Below are 18,445 nucleotides of genomic sequence, written 5' to 3'. Positions count from 1 at the left end.
TGAATTTTGGTTGAGTTTGACCGGTGCTAGCCTGTCATGAATGTTCATTAAAAGGGGAAGTCGATGACTGCGTTACATAATGCGCCGTTGCGAAAATTTCTTGCCGATTTTACGCGGCTGGTTCAGGCACCACATGGTCAGACCGAAGTGCTTGCGCAGGGCAGTGAACTGCTGGCGACGCTGATCCGCGAGGATAACTGGCTGGCCGAGGAATTCGCCCAGCCACACACTGAACACTATCAGCAGTATTTATTGTATGCCGATCCCCTGTCGCGATTTTCAGTCGTCAGTTTCGTTTGGGGGCCGGGGCAAACCACGCCGGTTCACGATCACCGCGTCTGGGGGCTGATTGGTATGCTGCGCGGCGCAGAGATCAGTCAAAACTTTGCTCGCCACGGGGACGGGACGCTGCAAGCGGAGGGCGAACCGGTCACGCTGCAACCCGGTGACGTCGAGAAGATCGCCCCCGACGTGCAGGATATTCATCAGGTCAGCAATTTCTACAGCGACCGGGTATCCGTCAGCATCCACGTCTACGGGGGTAATATCGGCGCCGTCTCGCGCGCGGTGTATCTCCCTGACGGGCGCGAGAAAACCTTTATTTCTGGTTATTCCAATTCCTTTCTTCCCAACCTCTGGGACCTGTCAAAAGAGAAAACTCATGTCTGACACTCATGCATTACCGCTGCGTCATTTCTCCCAGCTCCATCAGGGCCTGCGCGAGGGACAGGAAGTGGCGCTGGTCGATGTCCGCGAAGAAGCCGAATTTGCTACCGGTCATCCGTTATTTGCCGCGAATCTGGCGCTGTCTACGCTAGAACTTGACGTGCTGGACAGGATTCCTAACCGCCAGACAGCAGTGACGCTGTATGACAACGGCGAGTTCTATGATGTGCAGCGCGGCGAGCGTAAAACTACGCGTGCGGCGGCTTTGCTGCATTCTCTGGGCTATACCAATGTGGGCCTGCTGGCAGGCGATCTGGCTGGCTGGAAAGAGGCGGGCGGCGAGATCTTTATTGATGTGAATGTGCCGAGCAAAGCCTTCGGCGAATGGGTGGAACACCATTACCAGACCCCGTCGCTCACCGCTGAACAGGTGTTGGCGCTGCAACAGCAGGGCGCAGATATTGCGGTGCTGGATGTCCGCCGGTTTGATGAGTATCAGGCGATGAGCATTCCCGGTGGCGTCAGTGTACCGGGTGGCGAACTGGCGCTGCGGTTGCGTGACGCAGTTCCCGATACAAATACGCAGGTGATCGTCAATTGTGCCGGGCGTACGCGCAGTATCATCGGTACGCAGTCGCTGATTAACGCCGGTTTTAAACAACCGATCGCGGCATTGCGTAACGGGACAATCGGCTGGACGCTGGCGGGTCAGTCGCTGGCTCATCGGCAGGCCGCAACGTTCCCGGAACTGAGTGAAAAATCACGTCTGGCAGCGTTGCAAGGCGCACAGGCTCTGGCTGTACGCGCGGGCGTGCGGTCAGTGACATTGTCACAAATTCATGACTGGCAGCAGGATGCTTCCCGCACTTTATATCTCTTTGATGTACGCACAGCGGAAGAATTTCGCGCCGGTCATTTACCCGGTGCGCGCCATGTGGCAGGCGGTCAGCTGGTTCAGGAAACCGATCACTACGCCACGGTTCGTGGTGGGCGAATTGTGCTGGCAGATGATGACGGCGTGCGTGCCAACATGGCGGCATCATGGCTCGCGCAGATGAAATGGGAAGTGTACGTGGCCGATGTTACAGCCGAGGATTTCGCCGCGCAGGGCGACTGGAAAGCGCAGGTCGCTCCGGCTCCGGCGGTAGAATCTGTGACGCCACAGCTGCTGCAACGCTGGTTGGAAGACGGTGACACCGGCGTCATCGATCTCACCACCAGTGCAAATTTCCGCAAACGGCGGATTCCGGGCGCCGTTTGGACTACGCGCGGCAATATTCCTCAAATAATGGCTTCGCAGCCTGAGAAACAGCGGTGGGTTGTGACCTGCACCAGTGGTTTACTGGCGCGTTACGCTGTCACGGAAGTGGCGCTATTAACGGCTAAAAAAACCTATTTACTGGAGAAAGGCACGGTCGGCTGGATTGATGCAGGACAACCGCTTGAGCGGGGCGATAGCGCGTATCTGAACAATCCGCAGGACAGATATCGCCGTCCGTACGAAGGAACAGATGTCAGTGCGCAGGCGATGCAGGATTATCTGGACTGGGAATATGGGCTGGTAGAGCAGCTGGAAAAAGACGGCTCGCACGGTTTTAGGATATTGAAATAAGGAAGATAACAAAGGCTGACGCCTCTGCGTGAAGCACGCAGAGGATCAGTTAATGCTTAGCGGCGGCCGCGCGGATGGGTGCGTGCAGTCCAGTCGTAAGTCGCAGAAGTACTAGGAACGGCTTTATTACGGCGTTTTTCCGCACGGGCTTTCGCAGCCACTTTTTCCTTTTCTTCCATCAGTTTATCGATGTAATCGTCTTTGATGCGGTTATTTTCTGAGTTGGTCAACTCACGGCCCTGAGCTTTACGAGCCCGATCCAGCTGGGTTTTCAGTTCCCGCTGTTCGCTTTCCGTCATATCTTGTTGTGTCAGTCTTTTCATTTGAAATGCATCCTGTGAGGAAAGTGGCAACCAGTGTAGTCGTAAATGGGGGGAAATACCCGCGAGAGTCACTGAAACAGGGTTTTTTGTGCGGCAGGCGCGGTAAACGCGTTTTTATCCAATGCCGGGTTCAGCCCTGAAATACGGCCATGAAGCCATTCTGTTGCCACGGTGACTGGCAATACATTTTCCATCACATCTTCCAGAGCCTCCCGCAACAACCTGCAAGACGTTTCCTTTCATGTTACCGGTATCACATAAGCTAAATATCATAAGAAAATTATTATATCTCGTAATTGTAGCGGCCTTTTAACCTCTCTATAACAGATCCTCAGCCCATCGGACGGACTGACTTTTTTGTTTAACCGGAAAAAGGCAGATCGAGTTATGAGTGGAAAATTATCCGTCAAAGAAAAAGTGAGTTACGGTCTGGGGGATATGGCGAGCCATATTGGCCTGGATAACGTCATTATATTTTTAACCTTTTATTACACTGATGTAGTGGGATTACCGGCGGTATTCGTCGGGACAATGTTTCTGGTCGCACGCATTGCGGATGCCATTGTAGACCCGGCAATGGGGCTTATTGCCGATCGCACACAAACGCGTTTCGGTAAGTTCCGGCCTTATATTCTCTGGCTGGCGCTCCCCTTTGGGATCAGCTGCTTACTGGTATACGCCGTACCCGAATCCCTCTCGATGACCGGGAAAATGGTCTACGCCAGTGTGACCTATTGCGTGATGATGCTGATGTATACCGCCATCAATATTCCTTATTGCTCGATGGGCGCAATTATAACGCCGGATAATACCCAGCGTATTTCCCTGCAATCCTATCGCTTTTTCCTGGCCACGTTGGGCGGCGCGATGTCTACATTTTTAATGATGCCTTTGGCGGAAATGATGGGGGGTGGGAATAAGCTGGACGGGTATTTTGGCGCGATGGCAATAATGGCGTCAATTGCCGTAGTGATGTTTTTATTGTGTTTCCTCAATACTAAAGAACGTATTAGCGCGCCACCAACTCATGAGAATTTTCTCTCGGACCTGCGTGATTTAGTGCGTAATGACCAGTGGCGCGTCGTCGCGGCGCTGATTTTCTTTAACATTTCTTTTGGCGTCGTTCGTCTTGGCGCGATGATGTATTACGTTACTTATTATCTCGGGCACGCCAGCTACTTTATGTGGCTGCTGGCGGCGCATATTGTCGGTAAAAGCCTCGGCAGTATGTTGGTCAAACCGCTCACCCGAAACCGCAGCAAACTCTCCGCATTCAGTCTGTGTGCCGTATTAACCGGTGTGCTAAGCATTGCCATTTTCTTCCTTCCCGCCTGGATTTCACTGCTGGTCGGCATGACGCTGCTGGTGTCCACCTTCTATCAGGTTACGACCACATTAATGTGGGTGATGATGTCTGACGTGGTCGACTACGGTGAATACAAACAGGGGAAACGCATGGACGGCACCGTATTCTCCACGCTACTGGCGATACTCAAAATGGGAATGGCAGTCAGCGGCGCGGTGGTCGGCTGGACCCTTGGCCTGAGCGGCTATGTGCCACATGCAGCCCAGCAAAACCCGGCGGCGATGCTGTCGATTATCGCGCTGTTCTCGCTGGTGCCGGGCGTGCTGTCGATGTTTAGTGCGCTATCGATGCGTTGGTACAAACTCAACGACGCCACGATGAAAAAGATTAACCAATCCAAAATCACCCCTGAACTCGAGCCTGAACCTCAGGCCATCTTGCATACACAGGAGTCCGCATGAGCGAATTAATCGCCGAAAAAAACCGTATCCTTTGGCATTTCGATCAGCAAACGCTGGTGATTGAACCTTGGGGAGTCCACAGCCTGCGCGTGCGTGCCACCTGTCGCCCGGCGCTGAACGACCATCTTTGGGCGTTGTTGCCACAGAGCGAACAGCCTCAAACGCAAATTAGCCACGGGCCTGAAACGCTGACTATCCACAACAGCAACATCAGTGCGACTGTCAACATCAAAGGGCAGCTGGCCTTTTACAATCAGCACGGTGAGCTGATTCTCGAAGAGTATTGGCGGCAACGATCGACCGTGGGAATCGGTGCGACAGAAAAGAGCCAGGACAAATACATCAGTGCGCTGAAAATGGATGCCCGCGAGTTTAAGGCCATCCCTGGTGGCAAGCATCAGCTGACAGTGCGATTCGAATCGCGTCCCGAGGAGAAAATTTACGGGATGGGGCAGTATCAGCAAAGTTGTCTGGATCTGAAAGGCTGCACGCTGGAACTGGCGCAACGCAATTCACAGGCCAGCGTGCCGTTTATGCTTTCCAGTCTGGGTTATGGTTTGCTGTGGAATAATCCGGCAATCGGCGAAGCGACGTTCGGTAAGAACATCACCCGCTGGGAAGCGCAGGTGACCGAGCAAATGGATTACTGGATCACCGCCGGTGATACGCCAGCTGAAATCATGCATCAGTATGGCCATGCGACCGGTACTGCGCCGCAAATTCCCGAGTACGCCACGGGTTTCTGGCAATGTAAATTGCGTTACCGTACCCAGCAGGAAGTGCTGGAGGTCGCACGTGAATACAAGCGTCGTGAATTGCCGATTTCGGTGATAGTGATCGATTTCTTCCACTGGCCGAATCAGGGAACGTGGTGTTTTGACCCGGTGGACTGGCCGGATCCTAAAGCAATGGTTGCGGAGCTGAAATCCCTCGGTATCGAAACCATGGTCTCTGTCTGGCCAACGGTAGACAGCCGCACCGAAAATTACAAGGAGATGAAATCCAAAGGTTATCTGGTGAATACCGAACGCGGTGTTTCGGTGAATCTGGACTTTCTTGGCAACTGTACGTTCTTCGATGCCACGCATCCTGACGCCCGGAAGTTTGTCTGGGACAAGGTGAAGCAAAATTATTACGATCTGGGCATTCGCACCTTCTGGCTGGATGAAGCCGAACCCGAATACCGCGCTTATGATTTCGATAATTATCGCTATCATCTTGGGCCGGTGCTGGAAGTGGGTAACATTTATCCGCAGAAATTCGCGCAGGGCTTTTACGATGGGCTGCAACAGGAAGGCGAGACAGAGATCGTCAATCTGGTGCGTTGTGCCTGGGCCGGCAGCCAGCGGTATGGCGTACTGGCATGGTCGGGCGACATCCATTCTTCCTTTCACGCGCTGCGTAACCAGATCGCCGCCGGTCTGAATATGGGGCTGGCCGGGATTCCGTGGTGGACGACGGATATTGGCGGATTCCAGGGGGGTAATGTCAATGATCCGGCGTTTCAGGAGCTGTTGATCCGCTGGTTCCAGTGGGGAGTCTTCTGCCCGGTGATGCGTTTACATGGCTACCGGGAACCGCAGATCCAGCCGTCAGAACCGTGGCGTGAAGGCATCGCTCAGTGCAACAGCGGCGCACCAAATGAAGTCTGGAGCTATGGCGAAGAGAATTATGAGCTGATGAAAAACGGTTTATTCTTACGGGAAAAACTGCGTCCCTACATCAGCCGCGTCATGCAGGAAGCCCATGAGAAAGGTGATCCGGTCATGCGTACAATGTTCTATCAGTATCCCGACCAGGCTGAAAGTTGGCAGGTGGAAGACCAGTATATGCTGGGCGCGGATATCCTGGTTGCGCCGGTGTTATATGCGGGGCAGCGGGAACGTGCGGTGTGGCTTCCCGCCGGAGAAGAGTGGGTTGCGCTTAACGGTGAGCGCTATCCGGGGGGATCGGTGGTTACCGTGGCCGCACCGCTCGACGGCATACCGGTGTTTGTGAGGGAAGGGGCGCAGGTGCAGGGGGAGATGATTGCCGTTGGCCGCTGCAAGGGCGGGCTTTATAAATAACCGACTATTTTTCGGTTTCTCAATTGTAGTGATCACTCAACTCACTGCGCCGAAACCGACCAAGAGAGGGAAGTGCGATACCCTCTCTCGGTCCTGAAGCCATTGGTCTTCAGGCCGCTCCGTTCGGCGGGATTTTGCGGCAATCGCAAAAGTCTCTGAAACATAGCCGGGATGCATGGCACATGTTTTAAAGAGCCCGGGATTCTCAAGGGGGTGGCGATAGACCACCCTTGAGGCCGGTTTGGGCGGCAGCCCAAGCTCTTGAAGTTGAAGTTGAAGTTGAAGTTGAAGTTGAAGTTGAAGTTGAAGTTGAAGTTGAAGTTGATTTTAAACTCCCCATTCACCGCCCCCCCAGCGATAACTGATTTATCACAAAATCGTTAACTCTCCGCGAGGATTCCGTAACACCCCTGCCTGTAACCTGTTTCCATCGATACCAACCGGCACGGTGGCAACTATGATCAACAGACGCAATTTCCTGCTCGGCAGCGGTGCAGTTTCCGCCGCAGCGGCCATGGGACTTTTTCCTGCGATTTTCGCCCGTAAGGCGGACGCGCAGGCAATCGCAGAACACTTCGACGTGACGCTCACCGATGATCAATGGCACCAGCGCCTCACTGATGCGCAGTATTACATCTTGCGCGAAGCCGGCACCGAACGTCCTTATTCCAGCCCGTTAAACAAAGAACATCGGGACGGTAAATTCGCCTGTGCCGGTTGCAGCCTGTCGCTGTTTTCCTCTGCGACTAAATTCGACAGCCGCACCGGTTGGCCGAGCTTCTGGAAATCATTACCGAACGCCGCCGTGACGCGCCGGGACACCACGCTCGGGATGGTGCGCGATGAAGTGCATTGCCGTCGCTGCGGCGGGCATCTCGGCCATGTCTTTGACGACGGCCCGCAGCCGACCGGCTTGCGGTACTGCATGAATGGGCTGGCAATGACGTTTACTCCCAACACGTAATCCTCTGTGAGACCACCATGAAAATGACTGATAAAAGAGTGAAATCGTTACGTAATTACAGCCTGATCGCCGGTCTGGTGCTGGCATCCGCGCTGGTGTTCCAGAATAACGCGTGGTCATGGGGCGGCGCGGAACCGGCCGTGGTGATCGCGGCGCCCGCAAAGGATGAACCCGCAGGTACGACACACAGTGAAACCGCGCTGTTTGCGGGTGGGTGTTTCTGGGGGATCCAGGGTGTGTTCCAGCATGTAAAAGGCGTGACCAGCGCGGTATCCGGGTATACCGGCGGCGCGGCGGGGACGGCGAGTTATGAGGAAGTGAGTACTGGCGAAACCGGTCATGCGGAGTCAGTGAAGGTGACGTTTGACCCGACTCAGGTGACTTACGGCGAGCTGCTGCACATCTTTTTCTCCGTCGGCCATAATCCGACGCAGTTAAACCGGCAAGGGCCGGATACTGGCAGCCAGTATCGATCGGCGGTATTCCCGCAAAATGCCGCCCAGACGGAGGTTGCCAAAGCGTACATCGCGCAACTCAACGCCAGTAAAAGCTACAGTCAACCCATGGTCACGACGGTCGAAAGCAACGGGCACTTTTATCCGGCTGAGGCCTACCATCAGAACTTTTTGAATGATAATCCCGACTATCCGTACATCGTGGTGAACGATTTGCCGAAGATTAAAGACTTACAACATTACTTCCCGGCGAATTACCGCCAACAGCCGGTGTTAGTTAAAGAGTAGGGAAAACCGGGAGCGGAAGGCTCCCGGCTGACATTTTACTTCGCCCGCTGACGTAAGGCGTACGTTAAGACGACGGCGAAGCAGACCATCGGCAGCGCATAGGAGACTGCCGTGGTGTAGCGGTCGGCGATTGCGCCCATCAGGTACGGCATGATCGCGCCGCCGACTATCGCCATGATCATCACGGAACTGGCACGTTTGGTCTGTTTGCCCATGTTCTTGACGCCCATCGCAAAAATGGTCGGGAACATGATCGACATAAAGAAGAAAATTGCCACTAATGCAATGACTGAAACGTTATCAATCCCCGCAACGACCACTCCGCATAAGACAATATTTATGATCGCGTAAATCACCAGCAGGGTGGCCGGGCGTACGAAGCCCATTAGCCAGGTACTGAAAAAACGTCCGACCATGAAACTTATCATGCCGACGGAAAGCAGATAAGAAGCGTTCTGATTCGACAACGTGTGCCAGTGCTCGGTGGTGTAGTTGATGAAGAATGCCCCAACGCCGACCTGCGCCGCGACATAGAAAAACTGCGCGATGACGCCGCCGGTGAAATGGCCGTGCTGCCACAAACCTTGCTCCATCCCGTGGGCTTCGGACGTACTCTGTTCGCGGATATCCGGCAGTTTTGTCTGGCCAAATACAAAGGCTATCAGCAACACTATAACGGCGATGGCGACATAGGTCATTTTCACTGACGAGAGGCCTTCGGCAGTGGTTCCCTGCGTGGCGCTGAAGAACAGCGAGCCGCCGATGACCGGGCCAATGAACTGACCTAATCCGTTGAAGGACTGAGAAAGGTTCAGCCGGCGTTCGGCACCGGCAGGGTCACCCAGCACGGTAGCAAACGGGTTCGCGGCGGTTTCCAGACAACCCAGGCCGAGTGCGATTACAAACAGCGCCAGCAGAAACATGCCGAAACTGCCAGCGCTGGCGGCGGGAACGAATAACAGCGCGCCCAGCGCATACAAACATAATCCGACCAGGATCCCGGCCTTGTAGCCGAACCTGTCCATAAAGAAACCGGCGGGCAGCGCGATGATAAAATAGGCGCCGAAGTACGCTGCCTGGAGTAAACCCGATTGGGCTTTATTAACGTGTAACACTTCCTGAAAATGCTTATTCAGTACATCCAGCAGCCCGTAGGATAAGCCCCACAGGAAAAACAGCGTGGTGACCAGAATAAACGCGAGCCGGAAACCGGACGTCGTTTTGCGCTCCGCATAGGCAGGTGAAGCGGTTTTGTCAGCGAGCATAGTGTATTCCTCAGTATCTGGTGAAGCATGTAGGGGTTCAGCTCAGGTGGCTGATTTTTTTTTGTCAGATAGCATGAAAAAACGTGTTCGGGGCGCCTCCCCGGCGAAGGGGAGGTGAAAACTATGGCTGATCCTTCAGGGAGAAAATCCTCTCCATTTCCACCCATTTCTCACCGGCAGGCGTCCATGGCGTGGGGCGCTGATATTTCCACATCAGCGCTTCCCATTCACAGACTTTGGGGTCTTCCAGACTGCGGCGTTCAAACAGGTCGCTGTCAAAGTCATCCGTGGTTTCCATCACCATCATCAGCCGGTTTCCCAGACGGTAAATCTCCATTTCCGTGACACCGTAACGACGAAGGTGCGCGGAAATCTCCGGCCAGATTTGCTGGTGATAACGCTGATATTCTTCGATAAGCAGTGGATCTTCAGCCAGATCCAACGCCTGTACGAAACGGCGGCTCATGTTAACGCCCGGTCAAGATGCATGTAGCCACCGTCCACCGTCAGCCACTGACCGGTGGTGTGGGAGGTGCGGGAAGAGAGCAGAAACACCACAGTATTGGCGATTTCCTGCGGCGTGGTCATGCGTTGCCCCAGCGGGATATGTGAGGTTATCTGGTGCAGTTTTTCATCAGGATTTTCGAATCCTTTGATCCAGCGCTCGTACAGCGGGGTCATTACTTCCGCAGGTATGACCGCGTTGACCCGAATTCCATCTTTGAGCAGGGCCGCTGCCCATTCGCGGGTCAGCGCCAGAACGCCGCCTTTGGCCGAGGCGTAACCGCTGGTATTTCCCTGACCGGTCAGCGCCGTTTTCGAGCTGATATTGACGATGGCACCCCGGCTGGCGCGCAGGGCGTCCAGACTCAGATGCGCCATCAGGTAGTAATGAATAAGGTTCTGCTCCAGTGAGCGGACAAAAGCTTCGCGTCCGGCGTCCAGTCCGACGCTGTCATTGGCACCGGCGTTATTCACCAGCCCGTCGATGCGGCCGTAGCGGGCCATGATCTGGTTCACTGCCGCCGCGCAGCTGGCTTCCTCACGCAGTTCAGTGAGGATAAAGCTGGTTTCTGGCGACCGTTGTTGCAACTGATGCATCAACTCATTCGCTGGTTCGGTGTTGCTGATGATGACCGGGATGGCGCCTTCTTCGGCCAGTATCAGTGAAATGGCGGCACCAATGCCTGAACCGCCGCCGGTGACAATCACCACTTTATTTTGCAGATGCAGATTCATTGCTCGTTTCCTGTATTCGGTAAACTGCGCAGGCATTACCACCAAAAATGGCTGCCTGCTCGTCAGAGCTGAGCGTCGCGATGGCTCGTTCGCAGAGCGACCACGGATCTTCGTCACTCCCCGCCAGCAGGCTCACCGGCCAGTCGGAGCCAAACATCAGCCGCTCAGTGCCAAAAACCTCCAGCGCGGCGTCGAAATAGGGCAACAGGTCATTGAGCGTGACGCCAGCCGGACGCAGTTCCGTAAGCAAACCTGAGAGTTTGCAGCTGACGTGCGGCAGGGCGGCCAGAGGCGCAACCTGTTTCGCCCAGTGCGCCGCGCCGCGGCTCAGGTCCGGTTTGCCAAAATGATCCAGCACCAGATAATAGTTATCGTGGCGTTCGGCAAATTGTACGGCTTCGGCCAGATGCTGGTGCGTCACCAGAATTTCGTACACATAGCCACGCTGCTGTAACTGCCTGATACCCCAGTTGATGGCGGTATCGCCCAGCCACTGCGCGGGTGAAACTTCATCCTGAACCTGATGCCGAAAGCCGCGTAGCAGCGGATGAGAACGCGCATCCAGTTGCTGTTCAAGCTGAGGAGAGAGCAGGTCTATCCAGCCGGTGACGGCGCGTACAAACTCTGTTTTCTCAGCGATTTCCAGCAGCCACTGTGTTTCTCGGTTATCTGAACACGCCTGAACCAGGATCGTGCCCTGCATATCGTGACGGTGTAACGTATCCCGCAATGTTTCCGGCAAAAAATCCTGCTTTAATACCGCCATTGTGTCGCTTATCCAGCGGTGATCTTGCGGCGTGTAGTGCCAGAAATGCTGATGGCTGTCGATGCGCATCCTTCAGGTTCTCCGCGTGTTTTCAGTCACAGGCTCAGGCGTGATGACGGTATTTGTCGATTGAAGCCTGATGCATTTCGATCGAGAAACCCGGTGCTTTCGGCGGCATATAGGCTGCGCCGCGAATGTCACACGGATGGACAAAATGCTCGTGAAGGTGATCGACATATTCAATCACCCGGCCTTCATGTGTCCCGGCGATGCACAGATAATCAATCATCGACAGATGCTGCACGTACTCGCACAGCCCGACGCCGCCCGCATGCGGGCACACCGGCAGGTTGTATTTGGCGGCCATCAGCATTACTGTCAGTACTTCGTTGACACCCCCCATACGACAGGCGTCAATCTGCACCACGTCGATGGCCTCACGCATGATGAACTGTTTGAACATGATACGGTTCTGGCACATCTCGCCGGTCGCCACTTTTACCGGTGCGACGCCGTGGCGGATTTTGCGATGGCCTTCGATGTCATCCGGGCTGGTCGGCTCTTCGATAAACCAAGGTTTGGCGAAGGCGAGGGCATTCACCCACGGAATGGCCTCGTCGGTTTCCCATACCTGATTGGCGTCGATCATCAGTTTGCGGTCGGGGCCTATCACTTCACGGGCGATGCGCACACGGCGAATATCGTCTTCCAGATCGCGGCCGACTTTGAGCTTGAGATAGTCAAAACCGGCGTCGACTGCTTCCTGACACAGACGGCGTAGTTTGTCGTCCGGATACCCCAGCCAGCCTGCCGAGGTGGTGTAACACGGGTAACCCTCTGCCAGCAGTTTTTCCCGCCTTTGCGGTTTGTTATCCGCACGTTGTTGCAGCAGCGTCAGCGCTTCCTGCGGTGTAATGCAGTCGGTGATGTAACGAAAATCGATGCAACGTACCAGCTCTTCCGGCGACATATCCGCTACTAACTGCCACAGCGGCTTTCCGGCGGCTTTACTCCATAAATCCCATACTGCGTTGACCACCGCACCGGTCGCCAGATGGATGGCACCTTTATCCGGCCCAATCCAGCGCAGCTGGCTGTCACTGGTAAATTCACGCCAGAATTTACCCATATCGGCGGTAATACCCGCCAGTTCGCGACCGACGACCAGATGTTCCAGCGCATTAATGGCCGCGCAGCAGATTTCATTACCACGCCCGATGGTAAACGTCAGCCCGTGACCGCTCAGGTCAGAATTGTCCGTCTCTAAAATCACATACGCAGCGGAGTAGTCGGGGTCAGGATTCATCGCATCCGAACCGTCCAGCGAGAGTGACGTCGGGAAGCGCACATCTTCAACCCGTAAAGCCGTAATCTTTGTCATTTCATCTTCCATCAGCAGAAATTAGGGGACTACGCCTGTACCGTCTTCTGGCGCTGTTCGCCCAGACCTTCGATGCCCAAACGCATAACCTGACCGGCTTTCAGATACAGCGGCGGTTTTTGCCCTAACCCGACACCCGGCGGGGTGCCGGTAGAAATGATGTCCCCGGCTTGCAGGCTCATAAAGCGGCTGAGATAGCTGATGATTTCGGGGATCTGAAAAATCATGGTGCGGGTATTGCCGTTCTGGAAGCGTTTGCCGTCGACTTCCAGCCATAAGTTCAGCTGATGCGGATCGGGGATTTCATCCGCCGTGACCAGCCACGGGCCGGTCGGGCCGAACGTATCGCAGCCTTTTCCCTTGTCCCAGGTGCCGCCGCGTTCAATCTGGAACTCACGTTCCGAGACGTCGTTGATCACGCAATAGCCCGCAACGTGCGACATCGCATCTGCTTCGCTGATGTAGCGCCCGCCGGTGCCGATTACCACGCCGAGCTCCACTTCCCAGTCTGTTTTGACCGAATCACGCGGGATCTCCACATCGTCATTCGGCCCGACAAGCGCGCTGGTCCATTTACTGAAAATCACCGGTTCTTTCGGGATGTCTGCGCCGGTCTCTGCCGCGTGATCGGCGTAATTCAGGCCGATACAGATAAACTTGCCGACCTGCCCGACGCAGGCACCCAGGCGCGGCTCGCCGCTGACCAGTGGCAGGCTTTCCGGATCCAGACGGCGCAGTTTTTCCAGCGTTTCCGGGTGCAGGAATTCGCCGCGCACATCGGCAATGTGCGCAGAGAGATCGCGCAAATTGCCTTTACTGTCCAGCAGGCCGGGGCGTTCAGAACCTGCAGTGCCGTAGCGTAATAATTTCATTCAATTCTCCCTCTTTAATTGATTAAATTTGGCGTTCAGGACTCAGTTACTCCAGCCGCCATCAATAATTTGCACCGTGCCGGTGGTGTAGGAGCTGGCATCGGACGCCAGATACAGCGCCAGCTGGGCGATTTCTTCAGTTTTCCCGATACGCCCGATGGGCTGGCGCGAAACAAACGCCTGATAGACTTCCGCTTCGCTGCGGCCTTCCGCTTCTGCCTGTGCGGCAATGCGCTGGCGCAGGGAAGGTGATTCCACCGTGCCCGGACAGATGGCGTTGCAGCGGATACCCCGGGTGACATAATCAGCGGCGACTGAGCGGGTCAGCCCAATGACGGCAGCTTTTGACGCGCTGTAGGCAAAACGGTTGGGTACGCCTTTGATGCTCGATGCCACGGACGACATATTGATGATTGAACCGCTGCTGCGTTCGAGCATGGCGGGCAGAAAGGTGCGGATCATGTAAAACATCGCCGTCACGTTAAGGTCGAGAGCAAACTGCCATTCGCGTTCGCTGCACGTCAGAATATCGCCGCTGTGTACCACGCCCGCACAGTTGAACAGCACATCGACCGGGCCGATCTCTTCTGCGGCTGCGGCGATGGCCTGCGGATCAGTGACATCCAGAACGCGAGGGCGGATGCCCTGAATATCATGCAGCGCATCAATATTGATGTCGGTGGCAATGACCTCCGCGCCCTGACTGGCGAACAGCGTGGCGGTGTTAAATCCGATGCCTTGTCCGGCGGCGGTGATCAGAACTTTTTTCCCTGCCAGGTTCATAGCAACTCCTGAAAAATTACGGTTATAGGTCTAATGGTCAGGCCATTGGGGGCGAAAAAAACGCGTTATATGAGGTGCTTTTTGCTAAGATATTCGGCAAGCTCCATCCTAAAACACGATTTCGGTTAACCAATTTTTTACATGCATAAAACAATTCAGCAAGATTTTTGTCCTAAAGTTGCTAGCTGAATCACTTAATGAGAATTGACCTCAGGTGTCCGATGCCGATAAAAAAATTAGAAAATCCCAGGATATACAGGCAGATAGCTGACCAGCTAAAAACGTTAATTGAGAGTAAGGAATTTCCGCCCGGAAGCCGCCTTCCCGCAGAGCGAGAGTTGGCCAGTCAGTTACAGGTAAGCCGTGCGTCGGTGCGTGAGGCGCTGATTGCGCTGGAAGTGATCGGGCTGGTGGACGTTCGCGTCGGCAACGGTGTGATTGTGTGTCATCCCCCAGCCACGGCGGTTGTTCCGTCGAAGGAACCGGTGATGTCTCAGGCAGGGCGCAATCAGTGGGCAGACGTGGATGATGAGCTGAATATCGCACTGGATTTTACCGCCGAGTTACCGCCATTTTCTCTGCTACAAACACGGCGATTGATCGAACCGGAAACCGCCGCGCTGGCAGCACGACATGCAACAGATGAAGAACTTGCGGCGATCAGGTTGGCCTATGAGCAGAACTGTCGCGATAACCGGCAGGGATCTGCGACTCATCCCGGTGACCGTTTGTTTCACATCCGCATCGCTCAGGCCAGCGGCAACCCGGCTTACGCGTTTATCATCGCTCACCTGCTCGGCCACCGTTACGGCACGATGTTTCGCAGCCTGCAAATGCATTACACGCCGCAGGACATGCCGCACCGTTCCGAGATTGAACATCTTGAAATCCTGACCGCGCTGGAAGCGCGCGACGGTCGCGCCGCTAAAAAAGCCATGAAGGATCATTTAGATGCGGTGATTAAGATCTTTGGTCAGGGTTAGAATAAGTGGGTTGCCTTCGGCTCCTCCCCCTTCGCAGGGAGAGGAGCAAAGCAGCCCAGTTTCCTCTTTAGAAATGGTGAGATAGCGGCATCCTCACTGAGTCAGCAACGACTTCCCGCAGTGGCCAAAAATTCCCCCACGCATTTCATGCATTTCTCCCGCTCTTCCACATGCGGCATGTGACTGGAATTCTCGAAAATCACCCATTCCACCTTTGGGATCAGATCGTAAAAAGGCTGTACAACTTCCGGAGCGGCTTCGTCGTAGCGGCCGGAAATCAGCAGCACCGGCACAGTGATGGCAGGAAGGCGGTCGATAACCGTCCAGTCTTTCATGCTGCCGATCACGTGAAACTCGGTCGGGCCGTTCATGGCGTGATAGACGGTCGGATCGGCGTCCATCGCGGCGAAGGTGCGCAGGACGTCTTCCGGCCACGGGTCTAACCGGCAGACGTGGCGCTGATAGAACACCTGCGATGCTGCTTTGTAGTCGTCGCTGTCGAGGGTTCCGGCGGTTTCATGCGCCAGCAGGGTTTGCTGTACGTCGGCGGGCAGCTCGCTGCGCAGTCGGGCGGCGGCCTGTAGCCAGAGCGCCATCGAGGCGGGGGAATTGGCGATGATCAGCGCTTTCAGGCCAGCAGGTCGCGTCACCGCATGTTCGGCACCCAGCATTCCTCCCCAGGATTGTCCAAGCAGTGCGTAATCCTTTTCGATGCCGAGATGGCGCAGCAAATTATCCAGCTCGGCCAGAAACAGCGTAGGTTGCCAAAACTCTGCCGGTTTGTCGGGAAGGTGCGTCGAGCGGCCATTGCCAATCTGATCGTAATGAATGACGGCGCGACCGGTCAGGGCGATATCACGGAAGGCATCGACGTAATCGTGTGTGCAGCCTGGCCCGCCGTGCGCGACCACCAGCGGCGTGACGCCGTTGTGCAAATCGCCGCAAACGCGGTACCAGGTCTGGTATTCCTGAAATTTCGCATAGCCCTCAGTGACGTTAATCATGCTGTTTCCCCTGTCGGTGAATAATCTTTTCAGGGTAAACATCGCGACGGCGCGACACAGCTAGTAAAAAAGATAGAAAACGGGAAGGCTCAGCTGTCGAGCAAACGGTAATGCATCGCGCGAACCACCGCCTGCACGCGATTACTGGCACCGAGTTTACGGGTGGCGGTGTTGAGATGCAGCGTCACTGTGGCAACCGAACGGCATAGTTTGCGGGCAATTTCTTTGGCGGTCAGCCCTTGTGCCGCCCAGGCCAGACATTCGCGCTCGCGTTTGCTTAAACGCACGTGCTGACAGGTCAGAACGCTGCTGTCAAAAAGCGGCGATACGCACTCCTGAAAAGTCATCGCCAGCAGGCTCAGCTCGGCCAGCGCGTCGTGAATATCTAGCTCGTGTCCTGCGCCGCTATGAATACCGGTAACGGTGACAAACCCGCCGTCCGGCAGATGCAGCGGAACGGTCGCACCGCTCGGCATATTGTTATCGCACATGTAATGGGTGACCGGTTTATTCAGATCGCTCAGACGGTTGTGCAGCGAGGTATTGTCAGGCCGCTGATATGACCAGACGAACGGCGCGCAGCTTTCGAGTGCGTAATGCTGCACCGGATCTACCTGATAATACCCGCTCTCCAGCCACAGCCGCTGCATATCTCCCGGCACGTTGCACATGTGCAACAACGATGGGGTGATCAACTCTCCTTCCAGCGACCGTGGAACCGGCGTGTAATCGTAGATCAGGGCATCGAAGCCCAGACGCGATGTCTGCGCGAAAAGCTGACTGAATGCGCCTTCCACTGTGGTTTCCCGCATCAGTTGCGCACCGTCGTTCACTGCGAGTTTCATGAATTTATCCTCGTCTGGCTGCTTTGCTGCATGAATTGGCTGATCGGGCACCGTTTTTGATCAACTTCATTTGTTAAATAAAAGTCATGCAATCGCAATGCCACATCACGGCGGGTGCAAACCTAGTATTTTTGCTAACTACCGGCGAGGTTAGGTCGGGGCTAACGTAGAGCCAATGGCAAACAGACGCTCACATTGCACCAGAAACTGCCATTTAGAGGATTGCCATGCACCGTTATCGATTTCTGCTCTGGCGACCGCTGCAACTGCTGCCGGTGTTGCTGGGGATCAGTATTCTCACATTTATCATGGTGCGCGCCATACCCGGCGATCCGGCACGGATCCTGCTCGGTGTGCGCAGTTCGCCGCAAGCCATTGCCCGCATCCGGGCGCAGTACGGGCTGGATGAACCGATGTGGCAGCAATATCTCTATTTTTTGCGCAACCTGATGCACGGGGAAATGGGTAAATCGCTGATTTACCGTGTTGATACGCTGAAACTGATCATGACGCGCATCGAACCCACGCTGTATCTGGTGCTCGGCAGCGTGCTGCTGGCGATGCTGTTTACCGTGCCGCTGGCCGCCACCGCCGCCCGACATCGCGGACGATTGGCGGATCAGATGATCCGCCTGATATCCACTGTCGGCCTTGGGCTGCCCGCGTTCTGGCTGGCTATCATGATGATTTTACTGTTCAGCCTGTCGCTCGGCTGGTTTCCGGTCTCGGGGTACGGCAGCGATGCGGGGGAGCGTCTGCACCATCTGTTTTTGCCGTGTCTGACGGTGGCGCTGGCGCTCTCGGCGGTGCTGACGCGTAATCTGCGCGCCAGTCTGCTGATGGAGTTACAAAATGATTATGTCACCGCCGCCCGGGCGCGCGGGCAAAACGAAAACCGCATTTTCTGGCGACATGTGATGCCCAATTCTCTGGTGCCGACCGTCAATCTGCTGGCGGTAAATATTGGCTGGCTGATTGGCAGCACGGTGGTGATCGAAAGCGTCTTTGCCCTTCCCGGCATGGGGCAACTGCTGGTCAAAGCGATCATTAGCCGGGATTACATGGTGGTGCAGGGCGTGGTGCTGGTGTTTGCGCTGGCGACGGTGGGCGTGAATCTGATTGCGGATCTGGTTACGGTCGCGCTGGATCCGAGGGTGAAACTATGA

Annotated in this window: 19 protein-coding genes; 8 read left to right on the top strand and 11 right to left on the bottom strand. The window is 55.3% G+C overall.

Translation table 11 applies throughout. The features are described from left to right. The first annotated feature begins 63 nt into the window (after positions 1 to 63). Positions 64 to 669, top strand: coding sequence for a cysteine dioxygenase family protein (locus tag AC0Z7K_RS06845; protein WP_485613541.1), 606 nt, complete (start codon positions 64 to 66; stop codon positions 667 to 669). After that, positions 662 to 2,278 (top strand): rhodanese-like domain-containing protein, encoded by a 1,617-nt coding sequence (locus AC0Z7K_RS06840; protein WP_485613539.1) that lies wholly within the window; start codon positions 662 to 664, stop codon positions 2,276 to 2,278. Before AC0Z7K_RS06845 ends, AC0Z7K_RS06840 begins: the two co-directional genes overlap by 8 nt. A 56-nt stretch (positions 2,279 to 2,334) precedes the next feature. On the opposite strand, the gene AC0Z7K_RS06835 is transcribed toward AC0Z7K_RS06840, so the two are convergent. Together AC0Z7K_RS06835 and AC0Z7K_RS06830 are read right to left on the bottom strand one after the other, a co-directional pair. Beyond that, positions 2,335 to 2,601 (bottom strand): YjbD family protein, encoded by a 267-nt coding sequence (locus tag AC0Z7K_RS06835; RefSeq protein WP_112164008.1) that lies wholly within the window; start codon positions 2,599 to 2,601, stop codon positions 2,335 to 2,337. 68 nt (positions 2,602 to 2,669) lie between these two features. Continuing rightward, positions 2,670 to 2,795, bottom strand: a complete 126-nt coding sequence (locus AC0Z7K_RS06830) for a hypothetical protein (protein ID WP_485613537.1) — start codon at positions 2,793 to 2,795, stop codon at positions 2,670 to 2,672. Between the two features lie 193 nt (positions 2,796 to 2,988). On the opposite strand from AC0Z7K_RS06830, the gene AC0Z7K_RS06825 reads away from it, so the two are divergent. The 4 genes from AC0Z7K_RS06825 (at position 2,989) to msrA (ending at position 8,141) form a co-directional block, all read left to right on the top strand. Next, complete coding sequence (locus AC0Z7K_RS06825; protein WP_485613535.1) at positions 2,989 to 4,368, top strand: glycoside-pentoside-hexuronide (GPH):cation symporter; 1,380 nt, start codon at positions 2,989 to 2,991, stop codon at positions 4,366 to 4,368. Next, the gene (locus tag AC0Z7K_RS06820) at positions 4,365 to 6,434 is read left to right on the top strand and encodes a glycoside hydrolase family 31 protein (protein WP_485613534.1); all 2,070 of its coding nucleotides are present in this window, start codon (positions 4,365 to 4,367) and stop codon (positions 6,432 to 6,434) included. Before AC0Z7K_RS06825 ends, AC0Z7K_RS06820 begins: the two co-directional genes overlap by 4 nt. 457 nt (positions 6,435 to 6,891) lie before the next feature. Then, positions 6,892 to 7,398, top strand: coding sequence for a peptide-methionine (R)-S-oxide reductase MsrB (gene msrB, locus AC0Z7K_RS06815; protein ID WP_485613533.1), 507 nt, complete (start codon positions 6,892 to 6,894; stop codon positions 7,396 to 7,398). A gap of 17 nt (positions 7,399 to 7,415) precedes the next feature. Continuing rightward, positions 7,416 to 8,141, top strand: a complete 726-nt coding sequence (gene msrA / locus AC0Z7K_RS06810; protein WP_485613531.1) for a peptide-methionine (S)-S-oxide reductase MsrA — start codon at positions 7,416 to 7,418, stop codon at positions 8,139 to 8,141. A gap of 35 nt (positions 8,142 to 8,176) precedes the next feature. Here the strand turns inward: msrA and fucP are convergent, their stop codons facing one another. From fucP to AC0Z7K_RS06775, 7 genes are all read right to left on the bottom strand, one after another. Further along, the gene (gene fucP, locus AC0Z7K_RS06805; RefSeq protein WP_485613530.1) at positions 8,177 to 9,406 is read right to left on the bottom strand and encodes an L-fucose:H+ symporter permease; all 1,230 of its coding nucleotides are present in this window, start codon (positions 9,404 to 9,406) and stop codon (positions 8,177 to 8,179) included. A 121-nt stretch (positions 9,407 to 9,527) separates the two neighbouring features. After that, positions 9,528 to 9,872, bottom strand: a complete 345-nt coding sequence (locus tag AC0Z7K_RS06800) for an L-rhamnose mutarotase (RefSeq protein WP_413531243.1) — start codon at positions 9,870 to 9,872, stop codon at positions 9,528 to 9,530. Then, positions 9,869 to 10,645 carry an L-fucose dehydrogenase gene (locus AC0Z7K_RS06795; protein WP_413531242.1) on the bottom strand — a complete coding sequence of 259 codons (777 nt, stop codon included), beginning with the start codon at positions 10,643 to 10,645 and terminating at the stop codon, positions 9,869 to 9,871. The genes AC0Z7K_RS06800 and AC0Z7K_RS06795 overlap by 4 nt, the downstream gene beginning before the upstream one ends. Continuing rightward, the gene (locus AC0Z7K_RS06790; RefSeq protein WP_485613528.1) at positions 10,623 to 11,480 is read right to left on the bottom strand and encodes an amidohydrolase family protein; all 858 of its coding nucleotides are present in this window, start codon (positions 11,478 to 11,480) and stop codon (positions 10,623 to 10,625) included. The genes AC0Z7K_RS06795 and AC0Z7K_RS06790 overlap by 23 nt, the downstream gene beginning before the upstream one ends. 34 nt (positions 11,481 to 11,514) lie before the next feature. Then, positions 11,515 to 12,792 carry an L-fuconate dehydratase gene (locus AC0Z7K_RS06785; protein ID WP_485613527.1) on the bottom strand — a complete coding sequence of 426 codons (1,278 nt, stop codon included), beginning with the start codon at positions 12,790 to 12,792 and terminating at the stop codon, positions 11,515 to 11,517. Positions 12,793 to 12,821: 29 nt separating this feature from the next. Continuing rightward, positions 12,822 to 13,664 carry a fumarylacetoacetate hydrolase family protein gene (locus AC0Z7K_RS06780; protein ID WP_413531239.1) on the bottom strand — a complete coding sequence of 281 codons (843 nt, stop codon included), beginning with the start codon at positions 13,662 to 13,664 and terminating at the stop codon, positions 12,822 to 12,824. A 42-nt stretch (positions 13,665 to 13,706) separates the two neighbouring features. Next, entirely contained in the window at positions 13,707 to 14,447 is a 741-nt protein-coding gene (locus AC0Z7K_RS06775; RefSeq protein WP_485613526.1) for an SDR family oxidoreductase, read from the bottom strand. Positions 14,448 to 14,668: 221 nt separating this feature from the next. Between AC0Z7K_RS06775 and AC0Z7K_RS06770 the strand changes: the two genes are divergently transcribed. Further along, complete coding sequence (locus tag AC0Z7K_RS06770; RefSeq protein WP_413531237.1) at positions 14,669 to 15,430, top strand: FadR/GntR family transcriptional regulator; 762 nt, start codon at positions 14,669 to 14,671, stop codon at positions 15,428 to 15,430. A 101-nt stretch (positions 15,431 to 15,531) separates the two neighbouring features. Here the strand turns inward: AC0Z7K_RS06770 and AC0Z7K_RS06765 are convergent, their stop codons facing one another. Continuing rightward, a complete protein-coding gene (locus tag AC0Z7K_RS06765; RefSeq protein WP_485613524.1) occupies positions 15,532 to 16,434 on the bottom strand; it encodes a proline iminopeptidase-family hydrolase in 903 nt (300 codons plus the stop codon). Positions 16,435 to 16,523: 89 nt separating this feature from the next. After that, the gene (locus AC0Z7K_RS06760) at positions 16,524 to 17,279 is read right to left on the bottom strand and encodes a LuxR family transcriptional regulator (RefSeq protein ID WP_413530948.1); all 756 of its coding nucleotides are present in this window, start codon (positions 17,277 to 17,279) and stop codon (positions 16,524 to 16,526) included. A gap of 227 nt (positions 17,280 to 17,506) precedes the next feature. Between AC0Z7K_RS06760 and AC0Z7K_RS06755 the strand changes: the two genes are divergently transcribed. Then, a complete protein-coding gene (locus tag AC0Z7K_RS06755; protein WP_485613522.1) occupies positions 17,507 to 18,445 on the top strand; it encodes an ABC transporter permease in 939 nt (312 codons plus the stop codon).

The organism is Rahnella sp. 1L-D-7-B-C2 (assembly GCF_057290995.1).
This window is presented reverse-complemented; position numbering and strand designations above follow the sequence as displayed.